The following is an 18,708-nucleotide window of genomic DNA, read 5'->3' as shown; positions in this document are numbered from 1 at the left end:
TATAATTAATTTAAAAATACATTATTATCTATTCTATACAATTTTGATACACACATTAATCAAGCTTCCCATCCCATGCCTGTATTTTTATATTTGCTAAACTTTTTATTAACTTCACCAAGATTTTTGACATGATACCTTTCTGGCCTAAACCATAGATAGCTTTATTTGCCTCAATAGTTATGCACTGTTTAAGTTCTGCTTCATCCATCCCCTAAGATTTAGCAATATCAAAGGCAGTCTTACCTTGGGCCCTTGCCTTCTCTATTTCAACTTCTGTAATTTTCAACTTATTCTTAAGCACTTCAACTACTCTTCTGCTGTACTTACTCATAGGCCTCATTTCTGTCCCGTATGCAATGTACCCAATATTTAAAATAAACAATAATAAAGTGAAAAATTTTAATATTTTCTCAAATTTAATATATTTTCCTCCTAATAAGAAGTTTCCATGTGTATATAAAAATTATTCCTACTTTCAATAATTTTCTTGGTTATAAGGATAAAGCCTATGCTTAATACTATTGAACCGTCCCTTTGCACGAGGCTATACAAATGTGGTGGAAGCCTTCTCATCCTTAGGCGCTGATATAGCAATATATGAAGATTCAGTAACAATGGAATTTTATATCTAATAATTAACTTCCTTTAGACAAAGTCCTTTGGCAGGTGCTATGGGCCCTGCTTCTGACCTCTTCTTTTCCTCCAATATTATTACCACATCTGAAGGTGTTAGTTTCCCTGTTCCTACTTCTATGAGAGTTCCGGTTATGATTCTCACCATATTCATCAGAAAGCCGTTTCCGTTGACTTCTATTTCTATGTTGCCCATTTCTTCCTTTATATTTATGTAATTAATAGTCCTTGTGGTGGATTTTTTATCTGATTTCAAACTGGTAAAACTTTTAAAATCATGTGTGCCTATCAGCACTTCAGCAGCTTTTCTCATCTCGTCTAAATTTAATTTTTCATTCATGTGGTAAACATATTTTCTGTTGAACACGTCTCTATACTTATTGTTGTTAATGCTATAGACATAGGTTTTTGACTTTACATTATACCTGGCATGAAACCGCTCTGATGTATCCTTCATAGTCTTCACCACTATATCTTCCGGAAGGAACTCATATAAGTAGTCCAGCATTGCCTCCACAGGAATAGTGGAATTGGTATGGAAGTTTGCCACGTAATTATCGGCATGAACTCCTGCATCCGTCCTTCCGCAGCCAATGACCTGGATGTCTTCACCCGTCATCCTTGACAATACATTCTCCAGTTTGGCTTGAATTGTTTGCTCTCCTTCTTTTTGTTTCTGCCATCCCTTATATCTGCTTCCGTCGTATTGGATTGTCATCTTTAAGTTTCTCATTATCAAACACCTCAAATTTATTTTTAGTATCAGCTGTAAAATACATTATTTTCTTTATTTTTGCTTTATTATTTCCTATACCTCTTAACATTATATAGGTAAACACCTATTAAATCTAGAGTCAACATTATCTAGAGTCAACATTATCTACAGTTTAAAAATAAAGTGAGGCATAAGTATCATTGCACTTATACCTCACTTTGCTTGTAGTTTCATTATTCCCTTATTTAAAAAATGCATCTATTGCAATGGTAGGTTTTCCATCATTGCCCCAAGCGCTGAGATTATAATGGCTCCAATTGGCTGCACCTTGAGGCTCCCAGTAAAATACACCGAGTCCTTTATCATCTTTAATTGCCTTTACTCTTGCGATAACTTCCCTCAGCATGTCATAAGTATTCTCAGGCTTTGTATACTCTCCGCCAATTTCACATATCATGACTTCTTTCCCGTATCTTGATATCATTTCATCTATGTTATTGCATAAGTTATCTATTGTTTCAGTATAGTCTTTATTAACCCAGTAAGGATAATAGGACATACCAATGACATCATATTTTCCCCCATTTGCATGATGCTTGTCAAAAAAGTTAATATATCTGGCTCCGTCGTCGCCCTGATCAAGATGGATAATGACCTTTGCATCCTTGCAGACAGCCTTTACAGCCTCATAGCCGCTGTTTAACAATTTGCTTAGTTGTTCAAAATTATCCGTGCTGCCCTCCGGCCACATCATTCCAAAGGGAATTTCATTACCTGCTTGTACCCATTCAGGATCTACATCACTATCCTTTAAAACTGTCATAACCTCAAATGTATAATCATAGACGTCTTTTACTAACTCTTCAAAACTATGATTTGCCCAGGCTGCAGGCTTTACCTGTTTTGCAGGGTCTGCCCAGGTGTCGCTGTAATGAAAATCTATCATTATCCTAAAGCCCATTTTTTTAGCTCGTAGGGCCATTTCCACTACTTCAGTAGTACTACAGTGTCCGCTTGCCGGGTCATCAGACGGATTCACCCATGCTCTTAGTCTTATAGAATCTATTCCATGTTCTTTTAGGATTTCAAGGCAATCCTTTTCCACCCCGTTATCATCATAAAATTTATAACCCGTTGCTTCCATTTGGGGGAGCCAGCTTACATCAGCTCCCTTTGCAAAGTTTGTCACCTTATTATCCATACAATTTTCACCCCATTATACTGACTTCAAAGTACATCCTGTATCGTTATATGCTTATATTTGCTCCTTAAGTATAGCTATACCAAAGGGCTTTAAGTTGATTTCATCCTGTACTTGGTCGCCGGAAAGTACATCGGTATATTTTTCACTACCTAATGAAACCTTCTGCTGTGTATCATTAAAATTCATTACAAAGGTAAATTTATTCTTTTCATCTACTCTTTGTTGAGCAGTTACCCCTGCAGGCAGCTCTGCCTTTATTGCTTTATTTAACATAAGAGTATCTATTAGTACTCCATAGAATGCATCATTAAAATCATCCTTTACCCTTGTAGCTATATAATAAGCCTTACCTGCTCCAAAATTATTAACAGTAAGAGCCGGTGTTCCTGCATAAAAGTCTTTCTGGTACACTCCAAGTACTTCTGCAGTCTCAGCATGTATCAATTCGCAAAGATCTATAGATTCGAATTTGCCTTTTATGTTAAGTAAGTTGTCTTTCTGAACCTCAATTTCATTGGTCTCCCCATCATACAGGCAATCTATTTCCTCTGCCCAAATTCCAAGCACCTTTCTCAGTGGTCCCGGGAAGCCTCCTAGGAAGCAACGGTCATTTTCATCTACTATACCTGACCAATAGGTGACCACAAGGGTTCCGCCGGCTTTAACGAATTCCTCTATTCTTTCTGCAACACCAGGTCTAACCATATATAGCATGGGTGCTATAAGCAATTTGTATTTAGAAAAATCACAGTCCATATTTATAATATCAACAGGTACTCCCTTTTTCCAAAAGGCCTTATATTGACCCTTTACTGTTTCGTCATATTCTATTCCGCAGTTTCTTGGTCCTTTTCCATCGTTAACTGCCCATCGATTTTCCCAATCAAATATAATTGCTGTCTCAGCAGGGACTGTTGTACCTATTACTTCATCCAGTTTAGTAAGTACTCTTCCCACTTCAGTAACATCTCTAAATACTCTTGTATTTTCATGTCCAACATGATCCACTACAGCACCATGAAACTTCTCACTGGCCCCTCTGCTTTTTCTCCACTGGAAATACTGAACTGTGTCTGAACCGTGAGCCACTGCCTGAAGTGAAGACAACAAGTGCATGCCAGGCTTTTTCAATTTGCTTATTGGCTGCCAGTTTGTAGTACTTGGTGTACTTTCCATAAGCATGAAAGGCTTTCCACCTTTAAGCGACCTATTTAAATCATGTACCATAGAGATAAAGGAAGCTAACTCTATATAATCAACATCACTATGCCACATAGGATAATTGTCCCAGGACACTACATCTATTTCCTTTGCCAGTTTCCAATAATCAAGTCCATCATAAGTTCCCATAAGATTTGTTGTTACAGGAAGATCCGCATTTACTTCCTTTAGTACTTTAATTTCATGCTTCATAAAATCTATAGTTTGGTGAGTTACAAATCTTTTCCAATCCAAGTTCAAGCCATGGAGAGTGCTATCTCCATGAGGAGCTGGAGATTGAATCTGGGACCAATCTGTATATGTATGGCTCCAAAAGCTAGTCCACCATGCCTCATTTAATTTATCTAAGGTTCCATATTTATCTTTAAGCCAATTACGAAAGGCTTCTTGGCATAGGTCGCAATGACATTCTCCACCAAATTCATTTGAAATATGCCAAAGCAATACTCCAGGATGATTTGCATATCTATCAGCCAGCTGCTTATTGATTATTGCAACCTTTTCTCTATATACCGTGGAGGTGTAGCAGTGGTTATGTCTCTCTCCATGCAAATTCCTCACTCTGCTGGAAGTAACTCTTAAAACTTCAGGATATTTAGCTGAAAGCCATGCGGGTCTAGCACCGCTTGGAGTTGCTAATACTGTATAAATTCCATTATTGTAAAGCTTATTTATAACGTTATCAAGCCATTCAAAATTAAACTTCCCTTCTTCTGGCTCAAGAGCACTCCATGCAAATATACCAACACTCATAACATTGCAATTAGAAAGCTTCATCAGCCTAATATCTTCATCAATGATCTTGGGATATTTAAGCCATTGGTCAGGGTTGTAGTCTCCTCCATGATAGAAATGAGGAAATTTATTATTTATTGGACCATAATTTTTCATCATAGAATCACCTCTATACATCTTTCAATTAGTTATATTAGGTACTATAATATAACTATATTAATATTATATGTCCGCATTTTATCCATAAACAATCTAAACATATTAAGATAAATATGAATATATTAAGGTGGTAAAGCATGAGTTATATAATGTTTACGGCAGCAACGGATTTTGAGGCCCATCTCCCATTTTATCTCGTAGGCGTAGGGATTAAACACCAGCAGGAACATGTAATACGTCCTTATGGATATCCTTACCTTCAGTGGATTCAATGCAGGAAGGGCTGCGGTCAGCTATTAATAGGAGGAAAGTCTTTCACTGTGCAAGAGAGACAAGGCATGCTTCTTTTTTCCAATGTTCCTCATGAGTACTATGCAGTTACAGCTTCTTGGGAAGTGGCTTGGGTTACAATCGGCGGTTTTGCTGCTGAGCAAAGCCTATATAATGGAGGAATATCCCAATCTGCAGTATTATCTGTATTAGATCCTGAATTATTTTTACTAAGAGCTGAGAAGTTACATGAAATGGCCAAATCCTATAATTCCTTGAATAGCCTAGAGTGTTCTAAAATTATTTATTCATTACTTATGGATATTTTAGCCTACACTGCTACTCCTAAAGTTGAGTCCAGGCTAAATCAATACTCTAAGCTAAAACCGGTTTTTGATTATATAGAGAGTAATTATAAGGATATAATTACCCTAGAAAACTTATCAGAAGTAGCTAACCTTACCCCTCAATACTTTTGTTCATTATTTAAGAAAACTACAGGAATCCGTGTCTTTGAATATATTAATAGTGTCAGGATTAAAAAGAGTAAGGAAATGTTAATAAAAAATAAGGATATGGCTGTTAAAGACATAGCATTAACATGTGGTTATGACGACGTCAGCTACTTTTGTTCTATATTTAAGAAACAAGAAAAACTGACTCCTTTGGAGTTTAGAAAACTTCATGGAGTATAAGCTTCTCTATATTAACTAATGGACAGGAATGGTATATAGAACCATCCTGCCCGTAAAATAATTTTTACTTGTTAGAATATCTTCTTTTTCTCACTGTTAGTGCTAAGCCAGAGGTTAGTATGGAAAATCCTATAATCATTAATAGAGTTTGATCTAACAAGAATCCTGTCTTTGGAAGTTGTCCTTTAGCAGTTTCTGTCTTTGCCTCTTCAGTCTTTGGAGTTTCTGTCACATAGCCTGTTCCTTCAGCAGGTTTATCTGTCTCATCGCTAACAGGTTTATCCCCCTTATTATTTTCAGCAGTATGGGAAGGTTCCTGAGGCTTTGGTTCCTCTGCATCTGTGTAAGTTTTTTCATCTACATTAGATACTTCATCTGTATTAGTTCCTGCTTCTTTGCCTATAACCACAATATGTGCTTCTGCCTCTATTCCATAAAAATCAACAATCCCCTTTATGGTAAAGCTTCCTGCATTAATATAAAGAACTTGATTTATACTGTTCCAGGTAACACTGACCTCTTCAGTTGTATTATCGCTAAACTTAGCCTTGACCTTTTCTGGCAAAACCGGAGCAATACCCTCGTCGGTTGTTATATTTACAGCATCAATAGCCACTATTGTTCTTGGAAGTTCACCTACCTTTACTAGTTTGAAATCATCAATTGCTCCCCAATTTCCTGCATTTCCATCTACCGAAGCTCCAATGGTAATAGTTCCATTTGTTATCTTAATATTTTCTATAACGGGTGTCTGCCACTCATTCCAGCCCTTAGTTTTATATTTAGCCCTTAACTCCTCTCCACCATAATTCTTTGCAAAAATAAATGCAGAATTCTCTCCTTCTCCGCCTTGTGCAAAAGCTGACAGCTTATAAATACCGTTTTCTAGTCCGGTTATATTCTGAGATACAGTAAAACTAAAGGCTGCGTCTGACCAATAATGAAGAGTTTTACTTCCGGAATGTCTGTCATTAGAGGATATATCTGCCCCAGTTCCTTCTAAAATCCAATTTGATAAGTCAGTCTCAAAGCCTGGATTTAGCACATAGCTTACCTCTTGTTTTGCTATAACTTCTATCTCAGCTGTAACCTTTATATCACTATCTGCTAAGTAACCGCTTACAGTAAACCTTCCTTCCTTAGAGTATTTCGAAGCTTCTATTTCTTCCCATGTTACCTCTTTTTTATATGAATTCCCGTCGCTATAGACTGTTTTAATTGCTGAAGGCAGCAAGCTAGCTGGATTAGTTCCTGCTTCTGTTGTTAAGCTTACCTTTTCCATTTGGATAATTATTGGGGCAATGTTTTTATTAGTGCTAACAGCATTGAATACATCTAAGGAAGGTAAAGTGTTTCCTTCAAAGTCGAAGAAAGCTTGATTTTCCCATGCGTTGCCTTCTCCAGCCTGCCATCCGGCTCCATTAACAGGAATCCAGGCTCCTTCCCAATAAAAAATTCCCAAACCCTTACCATCAGGCACCTGGGCCATGGCATTCATCATGGTTCTAACCATTGTAGCTTGCCCTTGAAGTGAAGCAGGGTAGCCTCCCTCTTCCTGTTGATCTAGCCCAAAAATATTGCCATGTTCATCTCCATCTTCCAAAGTGTATGCATATGCTGTTTCTGCAATAACAACTTCTTTGTTGTACCTCTTGCTGATATCATTAGCATTGTATATAAGTTCCTCCGGTGTTCCATGCCAGTAAGGATAGAATGAAAGTCCTATTACGTCAAACTCTACACCTCTTTCAGTGATTTCATCAAAGAACCATCTAAAAGTATGGTTCTTTCCCCCATCTGCCAAGTGAAGCATTATCTTAACATTCTCTCCCTGCTTTAGCGAATCCTTTACTCCTTTTATACCGCTGTTTAATAGTTTGGCCAATCCGTCAAAACCTCCGCTGTCTTCTCCCCAGTTCTTACCATCAGGCCAAAGCATACCGCCGTTTATTTCATTTCCTATCTGAACCATCTCCGGCAGTGAATTTTCACTCTTTAGTGCAGTAATTACATCCTTAGTATAGGAATAAACTGCATTCTCCAAATCTTCACCGGTAAGATTCTTCCATGCTTCCGGTTTGTTTTGCTTTCCAGGATCCGTCCAAAAATCACTATAGTGAAAATCAAGTAACAGCTTAAACCCTAAGGCTTTTGCTCTCTTAGAAAGTTCAATGGTGGTAGCCAAATCATTTTCACCGCCGCCTTTACCTGCGGGGTTGTTCCAAATTCTCAATCTTACCCAATTTACTCCATGCTCCTTAAATATTAGTAATGGATCCTTTTCAATTCCATTTTCATAGAACTTACCACCATTGTCTTCTACCTGTTTTAACATGGAAATGTCCATACCTTTTATAAAATTCTCTGGTAGATTTTCAATAGCCGGAATATTTAAAGGTTCTATTACAATTATCTTAGCCTTTGCTTTAACCTCGGTACCAGCTATTGTTCCATTAAGCTCAAAACTTCCTGCTTCAGCCAAACTTGCTTCGTCTATATCCCTCCAAGTTACAGCTACATCCTCTGATGTGCCATCATTTCTTGTTATTGTTACCTTTTGAGGTAATACCGGCATCTCAGCTATATTAGTGTATACCGTTACAGGTCTTACAGTAAACTGTGCCAAATCTCCAACCTTAATGAGCTGAAAATCATCTACAGTTCCCCATTCCCCTGATTTACCGTTGCCATAAACTCCGATTGTAATTGTGTTATTGGTAACCAGGATGTCATTTATAACAACGTGATTCCAATCCTTCCAGCCCTTTTCTTTTGAGCGTGCAGTAAGTTCTTCTCCACCATATCCCTTGGCAAAGAGTGTACATGTCTCTTGATTCGTGCCGCCTTGTGTATATGCAGAAAGAGAGTATCTACCATTTTCTATACCAGTTATAGTTTGTGAGAGAGTAAAACTGAAATCTACATCATCCCAATACCATAAGGTATTATCCCCTGTCTTTGCGGCTTCACCCCCCTTAATAGCTGCTGCATCCACGGGTGTTGCACTAAAAGTCCAATGTTCGTAAAGAACTTCGGATTCAAAACTTGGATTTTGAACTAGGTTTCTACTTTCATCTGCTCTAACGGCCTTGGCTCCGGAAAATGATGAAACCAACATACAAAATGTTAATATAAGTATAAGTAGTTTGTATGATTTATTGTAATTTTTCATGAACCGTCCCCCTACTGTTTCTATTACTATATTTTCACAAAACAAATGACAGATAACATGCTTATAAACTTATGTCATGCTCTCTGTCATTTTGTTATTTTTCACGTGTTAGTCTTTTGTTAAATGCTCATAATAAAAATTCTGACCAATTACTTATGGTTCTTCATAAACTCATCAGCCTGAGCTTGAACTTCTTGTAATACTTTATCAAGACCGGCTTCTTTTAGCTTTTGCCTATAAGTAGCAACTCCGCTGCTTACATCTACCATACCAAGGTTAAGAGGAAGTCCGTACTGAGACACTACGCTGTTAATTGCAGCCATTTCATTTTTCACATTGCTATCATCGAAGGAAAAAGTTTCTAATGGATTGTGCACTGTATCATTTTTTGCCCATAAATCCGTGAACTTCTGAACAACTGCTGGTTCGTCTACATCTCTACGATTCAAGGGTGTATGCCATCCCCATGGACAAACTCCACCTGCCGGGAAGTTTCCGGTAGCCTCTAAAGTCTTATACTTGTCTTCGCCAACCGGTTCCCAATGTGTGCCCTTTATTCCATAGTTAGTTAAGTCATATATGTCTCTGTCATATCTCAATAAGTCTATAGCCATTAGGGCTCTTTCTGGATTTTTTGAAGTTGCATTTATAGCCATACCGTTGTTTGTATAAACGTTTATTAATTTTTTTGCACCAGGATTTATATCAACAACTTCTGCTTTCCATTCCGGATGTGCTTGGTTCATAGTAGAAACAGCATTGGCTACAGATCCTAGATTCCAAACCATGGCAGCAGCCTTACCTGATTTAAATGCATCATCTCTTGTTTCTTTGCTAACGATTGAGTTCTTAGACCAATATCCCTTATCTGCGAATTCCTTCATCTTTGTGACGTAGTCAACATATTCTTCCGTTTCCACCATTGAAATAATTTTTCCGTTTTGATTGTTTACATCGTATACGAATAGAGGCTCTGATCCTGTTCCTTTTACCAAAGTAAGATTTCTTCCTTCTATTTCATATGGCCATTGAAGGTTCTGGCCTCCCCCATTTACTATAGGTACTATGTCTTTCTCATTTTTTGCAACGGCATCAAGGTACCTTTCAAAATCTGCTTCACTCTTGATTTCACCAATTCCGTGCTTTTCCCTTAGGTCTCCTCTGATACCTATAACGTTATATGCATATTCGTTCTGATCATTAGGAACCATATATATCTTTCCATTAACTCTAGCTTGTTCCCATGCAACTTTAGGTTGCTTCTCCCAAGTATTTGGCGCATAGTTTGAAAGCATTTCCTCAGTTATTTCATAGAAACCGTTTCTAGTAGCTATCTGATTATAGAAACACCATCCGCTTGCTGTGAATATTAGATCAAATTCTTCACCTGATGAGAATAGTAAAGGATATCTTGTATTCACATCTCCCCAAGGTATGAATTGTACATCTAATGTTGCGTTTATTTTTTCTTTCATCAACTTGTTTACTTCACCATAAACCAAATCAAAATCCTTTGGCTTGTCTCCAAGTAAGTACATCTTAAGGGCAACTTCGCTTAATTTTTCAGGTTCATTTGTAGATACAGGATCCTTTTCCTTTTTACCACATCCGCCCAGCACTGATGTCAAAGTCATAGCCACAGCTACTGATAAAGTAAGTTTTTTCAGTACCTTTTTCATTTTAAATCCCCCTTGATTCATTATTTTTTGTATATGATAACCCGATAAACGGGGTTTATCCTTTGACTGCACCAACGGTGATTCCCTGCACAAAATATCTTTGAACAAATGGATATAATAGTATAATAGGACCAGTAACTATAATTGTAAGTGCCATCTTCAAGGATTCACTGGGCAAAGTCATGTTTACGTTAACAGTAACCCCGTTTTGAGCCAGTATAGTCTTGTAGGCTTCTATATTGTTTACCATCTTGTAAAGGAAGTACTGCAAGCTGAACTTCTTTTCATCTGAAATAAACAGCATTGAATTATACCAGTCATTCCAATAAGCTAATGCGGTAAACAGGCCTACTGTAGCCAGTGCAGGCTTAATTAATGGTAATATTAACCTGAAAAATATTGTAAAGTCTCCTGCCCCATCTATCTTTGCAGATTCTGTTATGGCTGTAGGAATACCACTCATATAACTTTTCATAACAAGCATGTTGAAAACGCTTAATAATGGAGGCAATACAAGTGCTAAGTAACTATTTTTCAGATGTAGATACTTTATCATTAAAATGTACCATGGTACAAGTCCTCCACTGAACAAAGTTGTAAAGTAGAAGTAAAAAGAAAATTTATTTCTCCATTCAAAATCTTTACGCTGGAGTACATAGGAAGTCATAGCTGTTACAAATAATCCTAAGAAAGTTCCCATAATGGTTACTAAAATTGTTACACCATAAGCCCTAAGTATGGCTCTTGGATTTTCTAAAGCCAATTTATAGGCTTGAGTAGAGAACTCCTTTGGAAGGAGGCCAAAGCCATGTTTTATAATGGCATTTTCAGAGGAAAATGATCCTGAGACAACCATTATGAAGGGTATTAAACATGCAATTGCCACCACAAGTAAAACTATATGTGCTATTAAATCAAAGACTATTTTATCTTTTGGCTTTTTATTTCTGCCTCTTTTTATATGTTTCTCCACTTTCAAATCAGATATATTTGTATTCTGAGATAGTCTGCTCAAAATTAACGCCTCCTTCTTCTAGAATAACGAGTAATCTTCATCATATTTCTTTACAAAGTGATTCACAGTAACAATTGTCAGAAAGGCGAAAACTGATTGATATAATCCTGATGCTGCCGCCATACCAAACTCGCTATTGTTAACTAAGGCTCTGAAAGTGAAAGTATCAATAACATCCGTAGTATTAAACAAGGTTCCATTATTCCCAACTAACTGATAGAACATCTGGAAATCACCTTTGAATATATTTCCCACAGCAAGCAGTATAAGAATTATCATTGTTGGTTTTAAGCATGGTATTGTAATTCTGAAGATTCTTTGGAAAATATTTGCTCCGTCTACTTCTGCTGCTTCATAAATCTCAGTATCTACTCCCATAATCGCTGCCAGATACATTACAGTTCCATATCCCACGTTTTTCCAAGCATTAAATACAATTATTATGAATATCCAAGCCACCGGTTTAGTATAAACATCCACCGGCTCCATATTTAAAGCCTTTAGTATATTGTTAAAGGTACCAGTTTCAAAATTAAATAAGTTATAAACCATAACTCCTACAATAACCCAAGAAATGAAGTAAGGAAAAAACATAAAAGATTGTGTAACCTTCTTAAAGTATTTGCCCCTTATTTCAGAAATAAATACTGCTATAGTAACCTGCATTACAGTATTTACAGCTATAAAGGCCAGGTTATACAGAACTGTGTTTCGTGTAACTTTAAAAGCTTGTCCAGAAATGAAAAAGAATTTAAAATTTTCAAAGCCTACCCAAGGACTGCCGAAAATACCATCTCTGAAATTGTAACTTTTAAATGCTAATATTACGCCTGTCATTGGTACATAACTGAATATGAAGAAAAATAGAGTTGCAGGTAAAAGCATAAGCAGTAATGTATTATACTTTTTAACCTTATAAAAGAAACCTCGTTTAGCCATCTATCTCGTCCTTTCTAAATGCTAATACGTTTTCATATCTGTTACTAAAATATTAACATGGACTGCAATTTTATAGTTTAGTAATATTTTAAGATAGTAGTAAAATATTATAATCTTACTAACATAAATTTTTTCCATAATTTTAAAAGGTAAATGCTTGTAACAAAATCATGTAGGTCCATTGTATTCTTAGATAAATGGATATATAATTATCCTAAGTTTTATGTAATGTTGTGATTGAAACTTTGGAGGTGTGGAACATGAAGGTACTGATTGCAGATGATGAGATCTTTACCCGCGAAGGTATAATTGAGCAGATCCCTTGGGATTCGTTGTCAATAACTGAAATTCAGCAAGCATACGATGGGTTAAATGCTCTTGACATAGCATCTGTTTTTGAACCTGATATTCTGCTTACCGATGTCAGGATGCCAAGGATGGATGGTGTAGAGTTATCCTTTAAGCTAAGGGAACTATACCCTTCCTGTGAGATTATTTTCATGAGTGGTTATTCAGATAAGGAATACCTTAAATCTGCAATTAAACTTAAGGCAGTAAGTTATGTGGAAAAGCCTATTGATATTGATGAGTTAGAAAATGCTTTGAGAAATGCTGTAGCTTCAAAATCAAAGGATATAAAAACAAAGGAAAATATTAAAAGGCATATGTCACTGGAACTTATCCACAATCATGCTAATACTTCAATGTTAAAAGAGTTCTTTGATTGCCAGACCCTAAACCAGCTTATGCATTCAAATTTTATTACAGTTTTAGTTGACATTGTAAACTCTGACACCTTGATAAAAGAGAATATTCTGAACAATATTCAGAATATGGTTGTAAAAAATGGTTATAACTGTATGTCATGCTTTAAAGATGATAGAATTTTACTCCTCCATCTTTATTGGGATATGGATAAAAAACAATTGTCCAAGCATCATAGACTTGAACTGCTATTTAATTCTCTATCAAATTACCTTAGAGATTACAGTGACTTTTTTTTAGCAGTAGGTAGACAAGTTGCTGGTTTTGACAAAATATATGAGTCCTACGAGTCTGCATCCGAAAACTTAAATAAATCCTTCTATTATGATCATAATTCAATCATATATCCAAGTAGCTTTAAGTCACCACTATACAAACATGATGATAAACTTTTTGATGAACTTAGACAGTATCTTTATCAAGAAGATAACCAACATACTTTTTTATTAATCAAAAGGCTCACTTCGGAGATTAAGCAATGTAAAGATACTCCGGTGAATTATATAAAGGAAATTTATTTTTTTCTCTTTCTACAGCTTGTGGATTTCGCTTCTGAAAGGAAACTTGGTCTTACTGATAACGATTTTAACAATAAATTGTCATTTGAAAAGTTTTCAGAATTCCGTACTATATATGAGACAGAATCATATATCATAGAAAAGGCAGAAACTATTTTTAATTATTTGTCCGAGAAAAATATGGCAGGAAACCCAATAGTAAACATAATGAAATATATCCATGATCATTATGCCGATATAGATTTATCTCTTCAGTCCATTAGCGAAAACACCTATTTGACGCCAAATTATATATGTACTATATTTAAGAATAATACAGGCAAAACAATAAATAAGTACATTTTACAATATAGAATCAGTAAGGCTAAAGAGATGTTAAGGGACAGGAAAATGAAGATTAACGATATAGCCGCTAAGGTAGGATACAGTGATGGAAATTACTTCACAAAAACTTTTAAAAAAGAAACGGGTTTAACCCCATCAGAATACAGGCAGAAAAATTTAACATGAAAATCCGCTTTTTCCCAAGATTAAAATTAATGCATAAGTTTTTGTTATCCTACTTTGCACTTATAATTATCCCTCTATATCTTCTATCAGCCCTTACTTACAGTAAAGTTTCCTCTATACTTGAAAACTATATAAGATTTTCAACTAAGCAGGCTTTTGATCAAACCAATTCCTTTTTATCCTATAAAATGTACAGGTTCCAAGAGGTGTCTGATATACTTCGTATCGATGACAATATAATTCATATTCTAAGCAAGGACCCCAGAAATTATGACATACATTCACAGGTTAAGGACCTGACTTATCTCCAGAAATACCTGGACTCTTTTCAAGATGATGTGGATATCTATAGGGTACGGTTGTATGTAAACGACGAATATTACTACTCTGCTGATACAGTAAACCTTTTCGCCTACACGCAGGCTGTAAATTCTAAATGGTATCCTATTCTTAAGGAGCCGGGCAGAAAAAATCTATGGTGTCCTTCTTCATACCTTGATGACATAAATGATCAAAACTTTAGTTTGCTTTCTGTGGCTGCATCTATTCGTGATCCTGTAGATTACAGCCGAGATATAGGATTTCTCCGTATCGATTTTAAGAAACAGATGATAGATGATATTATGCAAAATGCCAATACTGTAGATGGTAGCTTTACCTACATTCAAAATGCTAACGGAGTGATTGTATCCGCTTCTAATGAAGAACTAATTAGTAAGTATGGAATTGGTGTAGAATTGACTAAAAAACTTTCTAGCCGTTCTGCTTCTATGGAAACGCTAAACATTAACGGCAGTGAGTGCCTGGTGGAAAGTAATTTAATAGCTAATACAGACTGGTATATGATCACTGTGATACCCACAGAAAGCATATTTGTCAAAATAAGATCAATAAGAAAAGACATGCTGTTTCTTATGGGAATCATAGGTACCATTGCCTTTGCTCTTGCTTTTTACTTTTCCAATTCATTGAACATAAGGATTTCAAAGCTAATTAAAGCAATGAGAAAAGTCCATACAGGAAATCTGGATACCTTTATAGCTAATACAAGTAACGATGAAATCGGGGAACTTATCGATAATTATAACTATATGATAAAAAGGATGTCAATCCTTATTGAACAGCAGTACAAATCCGGTAAGAAGGTTAAGGCAGCTGAACTTAAAGCACTGCAGGCACAAATTAATCCTCATTTTTTATACAATACCCTTGATATGATTAATTGGATGTCCTACAAGAATATGAATAAAGAAATAAGCTCTGCAGTAAAAAACCTTGCAAAATTCTATAAACTAAGTCTCAACAGAGGAAAATCTTTTACCTCAATTAAGGATGAACTAACTCACGTTTCCCTTTATGTAGAAATTCAAAATATGAGATATACAAATAGAATAAATTTATTAATTGCTGTAGAAGAAGTTGTTTATGAATATTCTATACCCAAAATAACTCTTCAGCCTATAGTTGAGAACTCCATTTTACATGGAATACTTGGAAGAGAAAATGAAAATGGTAAAATAACAATAACTGGCAGGATTAATGGTGATGACATTTTAATACTTGTTCAAGATGACGGTATTGGTATTCCTGAAGATAAATTAGCCACAATTTTCTCAGAAAATACAGAAAACCAAAAAGGCAGCGGCTATGGAATACAAAATATTAATGAGAGGATAAAAATTTCCTATGGCGAGCAATATGGATTAAGCTATACCAGTCAGTATGGTAAAGGAACAGAAGTATTAATTAAAATCCCTGCAATAAAACATTCCGGAACTTAAACAATTATATAATTAATAGAAACTTCGTACTAAGCCAATTTTCTAACCGTATATAAATTGAAGGTGAAATAATAAAACAATAGAAAAGGGGTGCCTTATGAATAAGTTTTTAATAGTAATAAGTTCTCTTCTCCTTCTCCTAACCGGCTGTGTTTCCAAAAACAGTGCAGGTAGCAATATCCCCAATCCCAGCAGTAATAATAATGAGACCAAGAACCCTAAGATGGTAGGCAAGGTAAGCCAAATAAATTATGTTGATGATGAGTTAAATTCAATATTAATTTTTGATGAAGAAAATATGGCCTTTGTTTTCCGTATAGATGATAAGGTTGACTTTAAGGAGAAAGATAAACTCAAGACCGGAGATAAGGTGGAAATTGAACATGCCGGTGAAATCCGTGAAAGCTATCCTGCCCAGGGTACTGCCCTAAAGGTAAATATATTAAATAGTAAGAGTGATAAAACGGTAAACGTAAACCCACTCACTTATACAGTCATACCAATAAAAGCTGACTATAAGGAAGATTACTATCAAAGGGCTTTGTCTAATGTTTTTGGGATTACTACCGATATTATCGATGATAAGTCTGAATTTGACAAATATATGCAGGATCTAAACTTTGTTCCAGATTTTAAAATTAATATTACAGGGAAATATGACGAAGTGTTTTTTAAGAATCATAAGTTAATATATATCTCCAAGTTTACCAGCAGCACACCTACCTATGAAATAAAGGAATTCAAGAAAAATGGAGATGCTATCACTGCTGTCATGGAAGAGAAGACCTCTGAAGTACAAACCGACGATATAGTTATCAAAGGCTTTCTTATAGAGGCTGAAAGCAGCCTAATCAATGAAAACACTGTTATAGAAACTGAATATCTTCGAAGGGTTTCAACTAAGTAACCCTTGGTGTAGAAAAAATCAGCCCCGCACAGGAAAAGCGGGGCTGATTTTTGTTGGGCTTATTTTAGTTTTCCGGATACTCTCCTACTCTTTGTTGAACTCCATCCTTATTGGCAGACTTTCCAGTATCGTTGATTACATGGGTAATCTCCCCATAGGTACCGCCGCCTAAGGCCATGGTGACCATACGGTGAAATTTTACCCCCGGCTTATCAGGAGCCTCTATGGCACTGCCTAGCTTAACTGAAGGATTAGTTCTGAAGAAATTATACAGGCCAAGTCCCCAGGCTTCGTGTCTATCTACGGAGTCTGCTACCTTATATCCCGCATATCCATTCTTATTGCCACTCATCCAGCTTTCTTGATCCGGAACGTCATAGGGAATCTCACATTGATAAAAATATGTGCGGCCCCTCTCTCCCTTCCATAAGGTCTGATACTCATGATAGTGCTCAACAAACAAGCCATATATGGTTACATCATTGCCATTTACAACCAGGCCGTTTTTAGTTGTGTTTATATCCCAGCCAACTCCATCACCATGATCTGCACGCCATATCCAGAAGTGGTCTCCTATGACATTATTGCTGTTTATTTGGAGGCTCACATCAGCCTTTCCAGCTCCTGCCCCTCCAACTCTAAAAAATACATCGTGTAAGGAGGTTGGATTGGCTGAGTGGTCCAGTGAACTGCCCACTTCTCCCACTTCCAAAAGCTTTGGTGAGTTAACCTCGCCCGCATCAAAGAGAAGTCCCGCTACCTTAACCCCATCCACATCAGCGATGGACATAGCTATTATTCCATTGTCAGGTATCAGGGTTGCCATACCCAAGCCAAGTATAACCGTATTGGGTCTTGTGACCTTGATAGTTTCCTGTAGATGATATACTCCCGGAGTGAACAATATGTTCTTCCCTTGCTTTAGGGCGTCATTGATACTCTGTGCTGTAGCAGTTTCCTGCTTTGCAATGTAAAACTCCTCAAGGGGAATAGAAAACTCACCTTCCGAATCCCGCTCATTATTCTTCCAGGTGGTACCCTTAGTTTCATATCTAAGTCCCGGAACAAACACCTTATATTTATTATCCTTGTCTATATAGAGAAAGGGCTTTTCTCTAACAACCGGCGTAGAGCTGATAGTGGTATAAGGTGGAGTTGGCCATTTGTCATCCTTAGGCGCATTTTCAACACCTTGGAATACCATATTCCAACCGTTTCCTCCCCATGCACCTATCTCTGAATTTCTTGTATACCACTGCTGTTGACTTCCGGAATCTATTTTCCCCTCCACAAAGGAATCTGCCAAGAAACCGCCACTGGAATAGCCCCTATCCCATAATGCCAGATCCCCCTTTATGTGCATCCTTCTGTAGGGTGCCGCTTGTGAAACAGCCCAGGTATTTGTACCTGAAGCAGGAACTACGGCCAGGTTTTCACAGGAACGCCAGAAGTTGCACAAGGCGTTGCCATTGCGCCAATTGGCATTGCCCCCAGCAGAACCATTTATAGTAACCTCATCGGGAGTCAAGCCTAGGCCTGCTGCCTGAGTATAAAAACCTATAGTTACTTCCACATTATATGTGCCCGGTTTAAATAAAAGGGCGTACCTCTCCGGACCAAAATGGTTTCCCTCCTGCTGCTTTAAGATATCATTACACAGTTTTTGAATGGCCTCCATGGACATAGATGAATCAAAAACGAATACATTAGGTCCAAACTCACTTGTTGTAAACAGCTCTGTTGATAGCATTTCAGTTACCTCCAAACAGCTTAATCATAAGCTTTTC

At 36.7% G+C, this 18,708-nt stretch carries 13 protein-coding genes; 4 read left to right on the top strand and 9 right to left on the bottom strand.

Translation table 11 applies throughout. The features are described from left to right. Nucleotides 1-55 precede the first annotated feature (55 nt). The 4 genes from FHY60_RS17735 to FHY60_RS02795 all read right to left on the bottom strand — a co-directional run bounded on the left by FHY60_RS17735 (nt 56) and on the right by FHY60_RS02795 (nt 4,667). Complete coding sequence (locus FHY60_RS17735) at nt 56-211, bottom strand: hypothetical protein (protein ID WP_163215710.1); 156 nt, start codon at nt 209-211, stop codon at nt 56-58. Between the two features lie 420 nt (nt 212-631). Beyond that, entirely contained in the window at nt 632-1,369 is a 738-nt protein-coding gene (gene truA / locus FHY60_RS02805; protein ID WP_180375461.1) for a tRNA pseudouridine(38-40) synthase TruA, read from the bottom strand. A 223-nt stretch (nt 1,370-1,592) separates the two neighbouring features. After that, a complete protein-coding gene (locus FHY60_RS02800) occupies nt 1,593-2,552 on the bottom strand; it encodes a glycoside hydrolase family 53 protein (RefSeq protein WP_139903187.1) in 960 nt (319 codons plus the stop codon). A gap of 54 nt (nt 2,553-2,606) precedes the next feature. After that, complete coding sequence (locus tag FHY60_RS02795) at nt 2,607-4,667, bottom strand: beta-galactosidase (protein WP_207671457.1); 2,061 nt, start codon at nt 4,665-4,667, stop codon at nt 2,607-2,609. 140 nt (nt 4,668-4,807) lie between these two features. Between FHY60_RS02795 and FHY60_RS02790 the strand changes: the two genes are divergently transcribed. Next, nucleotides 4,808-5,635 carry an AraC family transcriptional regulator gene (locus FHY60_RS02790; RefSeq protein ID WP_139903181.1) on the top strand — a complete coding sequence of 276 codons (828 nt, stop codon included), beginning with the start codon at nt 4,808-4,810 and terminating at the stop codon, nt 5,633-5,635. A 64-nt stretch (nt 5,636-5,699) separates the two neighbouring features. On the opposite strand, the gene FHY60_RS02785 is transcribed toward FHY60_RS02790, so the two are convergent. The 4 genes from FHY60_RS02785 to FHY60_RS02770 all read right to left on the bottom strand — a co-directional run bounded on the left by FHY60_RS02785 (nt 5,700) and on the right by FHY60_RS02770 (nt 12,440). Continuing rightward, nucleotides 5,700-8,807, bottom strand: coding sequence for a glycosyl hydrolase 53 family protein (locus FHY60_RS02785; protein ID WP_139903178.1), 3,108 nt, complete (start codon nt 8,805-8,807; stop codon nt 5,700-5,702). 149 nt (nt 8,808-8,956) lie between these two features. Next, nucleotides 8,957-10,486 carry an ABC transporter substrate-binding protein gene (locus tag FHY60_RS02780; protein WP_139903175.1) on the bottom strand — a complete coding sequence of 510 codons (1,530 nt, stop codon included), beginning with the start codon at nt 10,484-10,486 and terminating at the stop codon, nt 8,957-8,959. 55 nt (nt 10,487-10,541) lie between these two features. Continuing rightward, complete coding sequence (locus tag FHY60_RS02775) at nt 10,542-11,501, bottom strand: carbohydrate ABC transporter permease (RefSeq protein ID WP_341472542.1); 960 nt, start codon at nt 11,499-11,501, stop codon at nt 10,542-10,544. A gap of 18 nt (nt 11,502-11,519) precedes the next feature. Further along, entirely contained in the window at nt 11,520-12,440 is a 921-nt protein-coding gene (locus tag FHY60_RS02770) for an ABC transporter permease (RefSeq protein ID WP_139903173.1), read from the bottom strand. A gap of 260 nt (nt 12,441-12,700) precedes the next feature. On the opposite strand from FHY60_RS02770, the gene FHY60_RS02765 reads away from it, so the two are divergent. The 3 genes from FHY60_RS02765 (at nt 12,701) to FHY60_RS02755 (ending at nt 16,921) form a co-directional block, all read left to right on the top strand. Then, nucleotides 12,701-14,233, top strand: a complete 1,533-nt coding sequence (locus FHY60_RS02765; protein WP_139903170.1) for a response regulator transcription factor — start codon at nt 12,701-12,703, stop codon at nt 14,231-14,233. Nucleotides 14,234-14,262: 29 nt separating this feature from the next. Beyond that, complete coding sequence (locus tag FHY60_RS02760) at nt 14,263-16,014, top strand: sensor histidine kinase (protein WP_163215709.1); 1,752 nt, start codon at nt 14,263-14,265, stop codon at nt 16,012-16,014. A gap of 97 nt (nt 16,015-16,111) precedes the next feature. Next, a complete protein-coding gene (locus FHY60_RS02755; RefSeq protein WP_139903165.1) occupies nt 16,112-16,921 on the top strand; it encodes a DUF3221 domain-containing protein in 810 nt (269 codons plus the stop codon). Nucleotides 16,922-16,985: 64 nt separating this feature from the next. On the opposite strand, the gene FHY60_RS02750 is transcribed toward FHY60_RS02755, so the two are convergent. Next, nucleotides 16,986-18,671 carry a coagulation factor 5/8 type domain-containing protein gene (locus tag FHY60_RS02750; protein ID WP_139903162.1) on the bottom strand — a complete coding sequence of 562 codons (1,686 nt, stop codon included), beginning with the start codon at nt 18,669-18,671 and terminating at the stop codon, nt 16,986-16,988. Nucleotides 18,672-18,708 lie beyond the last annotated feature (37 nt).

The sequence above is a fragment of the Clostridium thermarum genome (assembly GCF_006351925.1).
Taxonomy (GTDB): Bacteria; Bacillota; Clostridia; order Clostridiales; family Clostridiaceae; genus Clostridium_AU; species Clostridium_AU thermarum.
This window is presented reverse-complemented; position numbering and strand designations above follow the sequence as displayed.

Excerpts from the sequence above, each read along its gene's own strand:
- FHY60_RS17735 (WP_163215710.1), bottom strand. The coding sequence starts at position 211 with ATGGATGAAGCAGAACTTAAACAGTGCATAACTATTGAGGCAAATAAA.
- truA (WP_180375461.1), bottom strand. The coding sequence starts at position 1,369 with ATGAGAAACTTAAAGATGACAATCCAATACGACGGAAGCAGATATAAG.
- FHY60_RS02800 (WP_139903187.1), bottom strand. The coding sequence starts at position 2,552 with ATGGATAATAAGGTGACAAACTTTGCAAAGGGAGCTGATGTAAGCTGG.
- FHY60_RS02795 (WP_207671457.1), bottom strand. The coding sequence starts at position 4,667 with ATGAAAAATTATGGTCCAATAAATAATAAATTTCCTCATTTCTATCAT.
- FHY60_RS02790 (WP_139903181.1), top strand. The coding sequence starts at position 4,808 with ATGAGTTATATAATGTTTACGGCAGCAACGGATTTTGAGGCCCATCTC.
- FHY60_RS02785 (WP_139903178.1), bottom strand. The coding sequence starts at position 8,807 with ATGAAAAATTACAATAAATCATACAAACTACTTATACTTATATTAACA.
- FHY60_RS02780 (WP_139903175.1), bottom strand. The coding sequence starts at position 10,486 with ATGAAAAAGGTACTGAAAAAACTTACTTTATCAGTAGCTGTGGCTATG.
- FHY60_RS02770 (WP_139903173.1), bottom strand. The coding sequence starts at position 12,440 with ATGGCTAAACGAGGTTTCTTTTATAAGGTTAAAAAGTATAATACATTA.
- FHY60_RS02765 (WP_139903170.1), top strand. The coding sequence starts at position 12,701 with ATGAAGGTACTGATTGCAGATGATGAGATCTTTACCCGCGAAGGTATA.
- FHY60_RS02760 (WP_163215709.1), top strand. The coding sequence starts at position 14,263 with ATGCATAAGTTTTTGTTATCCTACTTTGCACTTATAATTATCCCTCTA.
- FHY60_RS02755 (WP_139903165.1), top strand. The coding sequence starts at position 16,112 with ATGAATAAGTTTTTAATAGTAATAAGTTCTCTTCTCCTTCTCCTAACC.
- FHY60_RS02750 (WP_139903162.1), bottom strand. The coding sequence starts at position 18,671 with ATGCTATCAACAGAGCTGTTTACAACAAGTGAGTTTGGACCTAATGTA.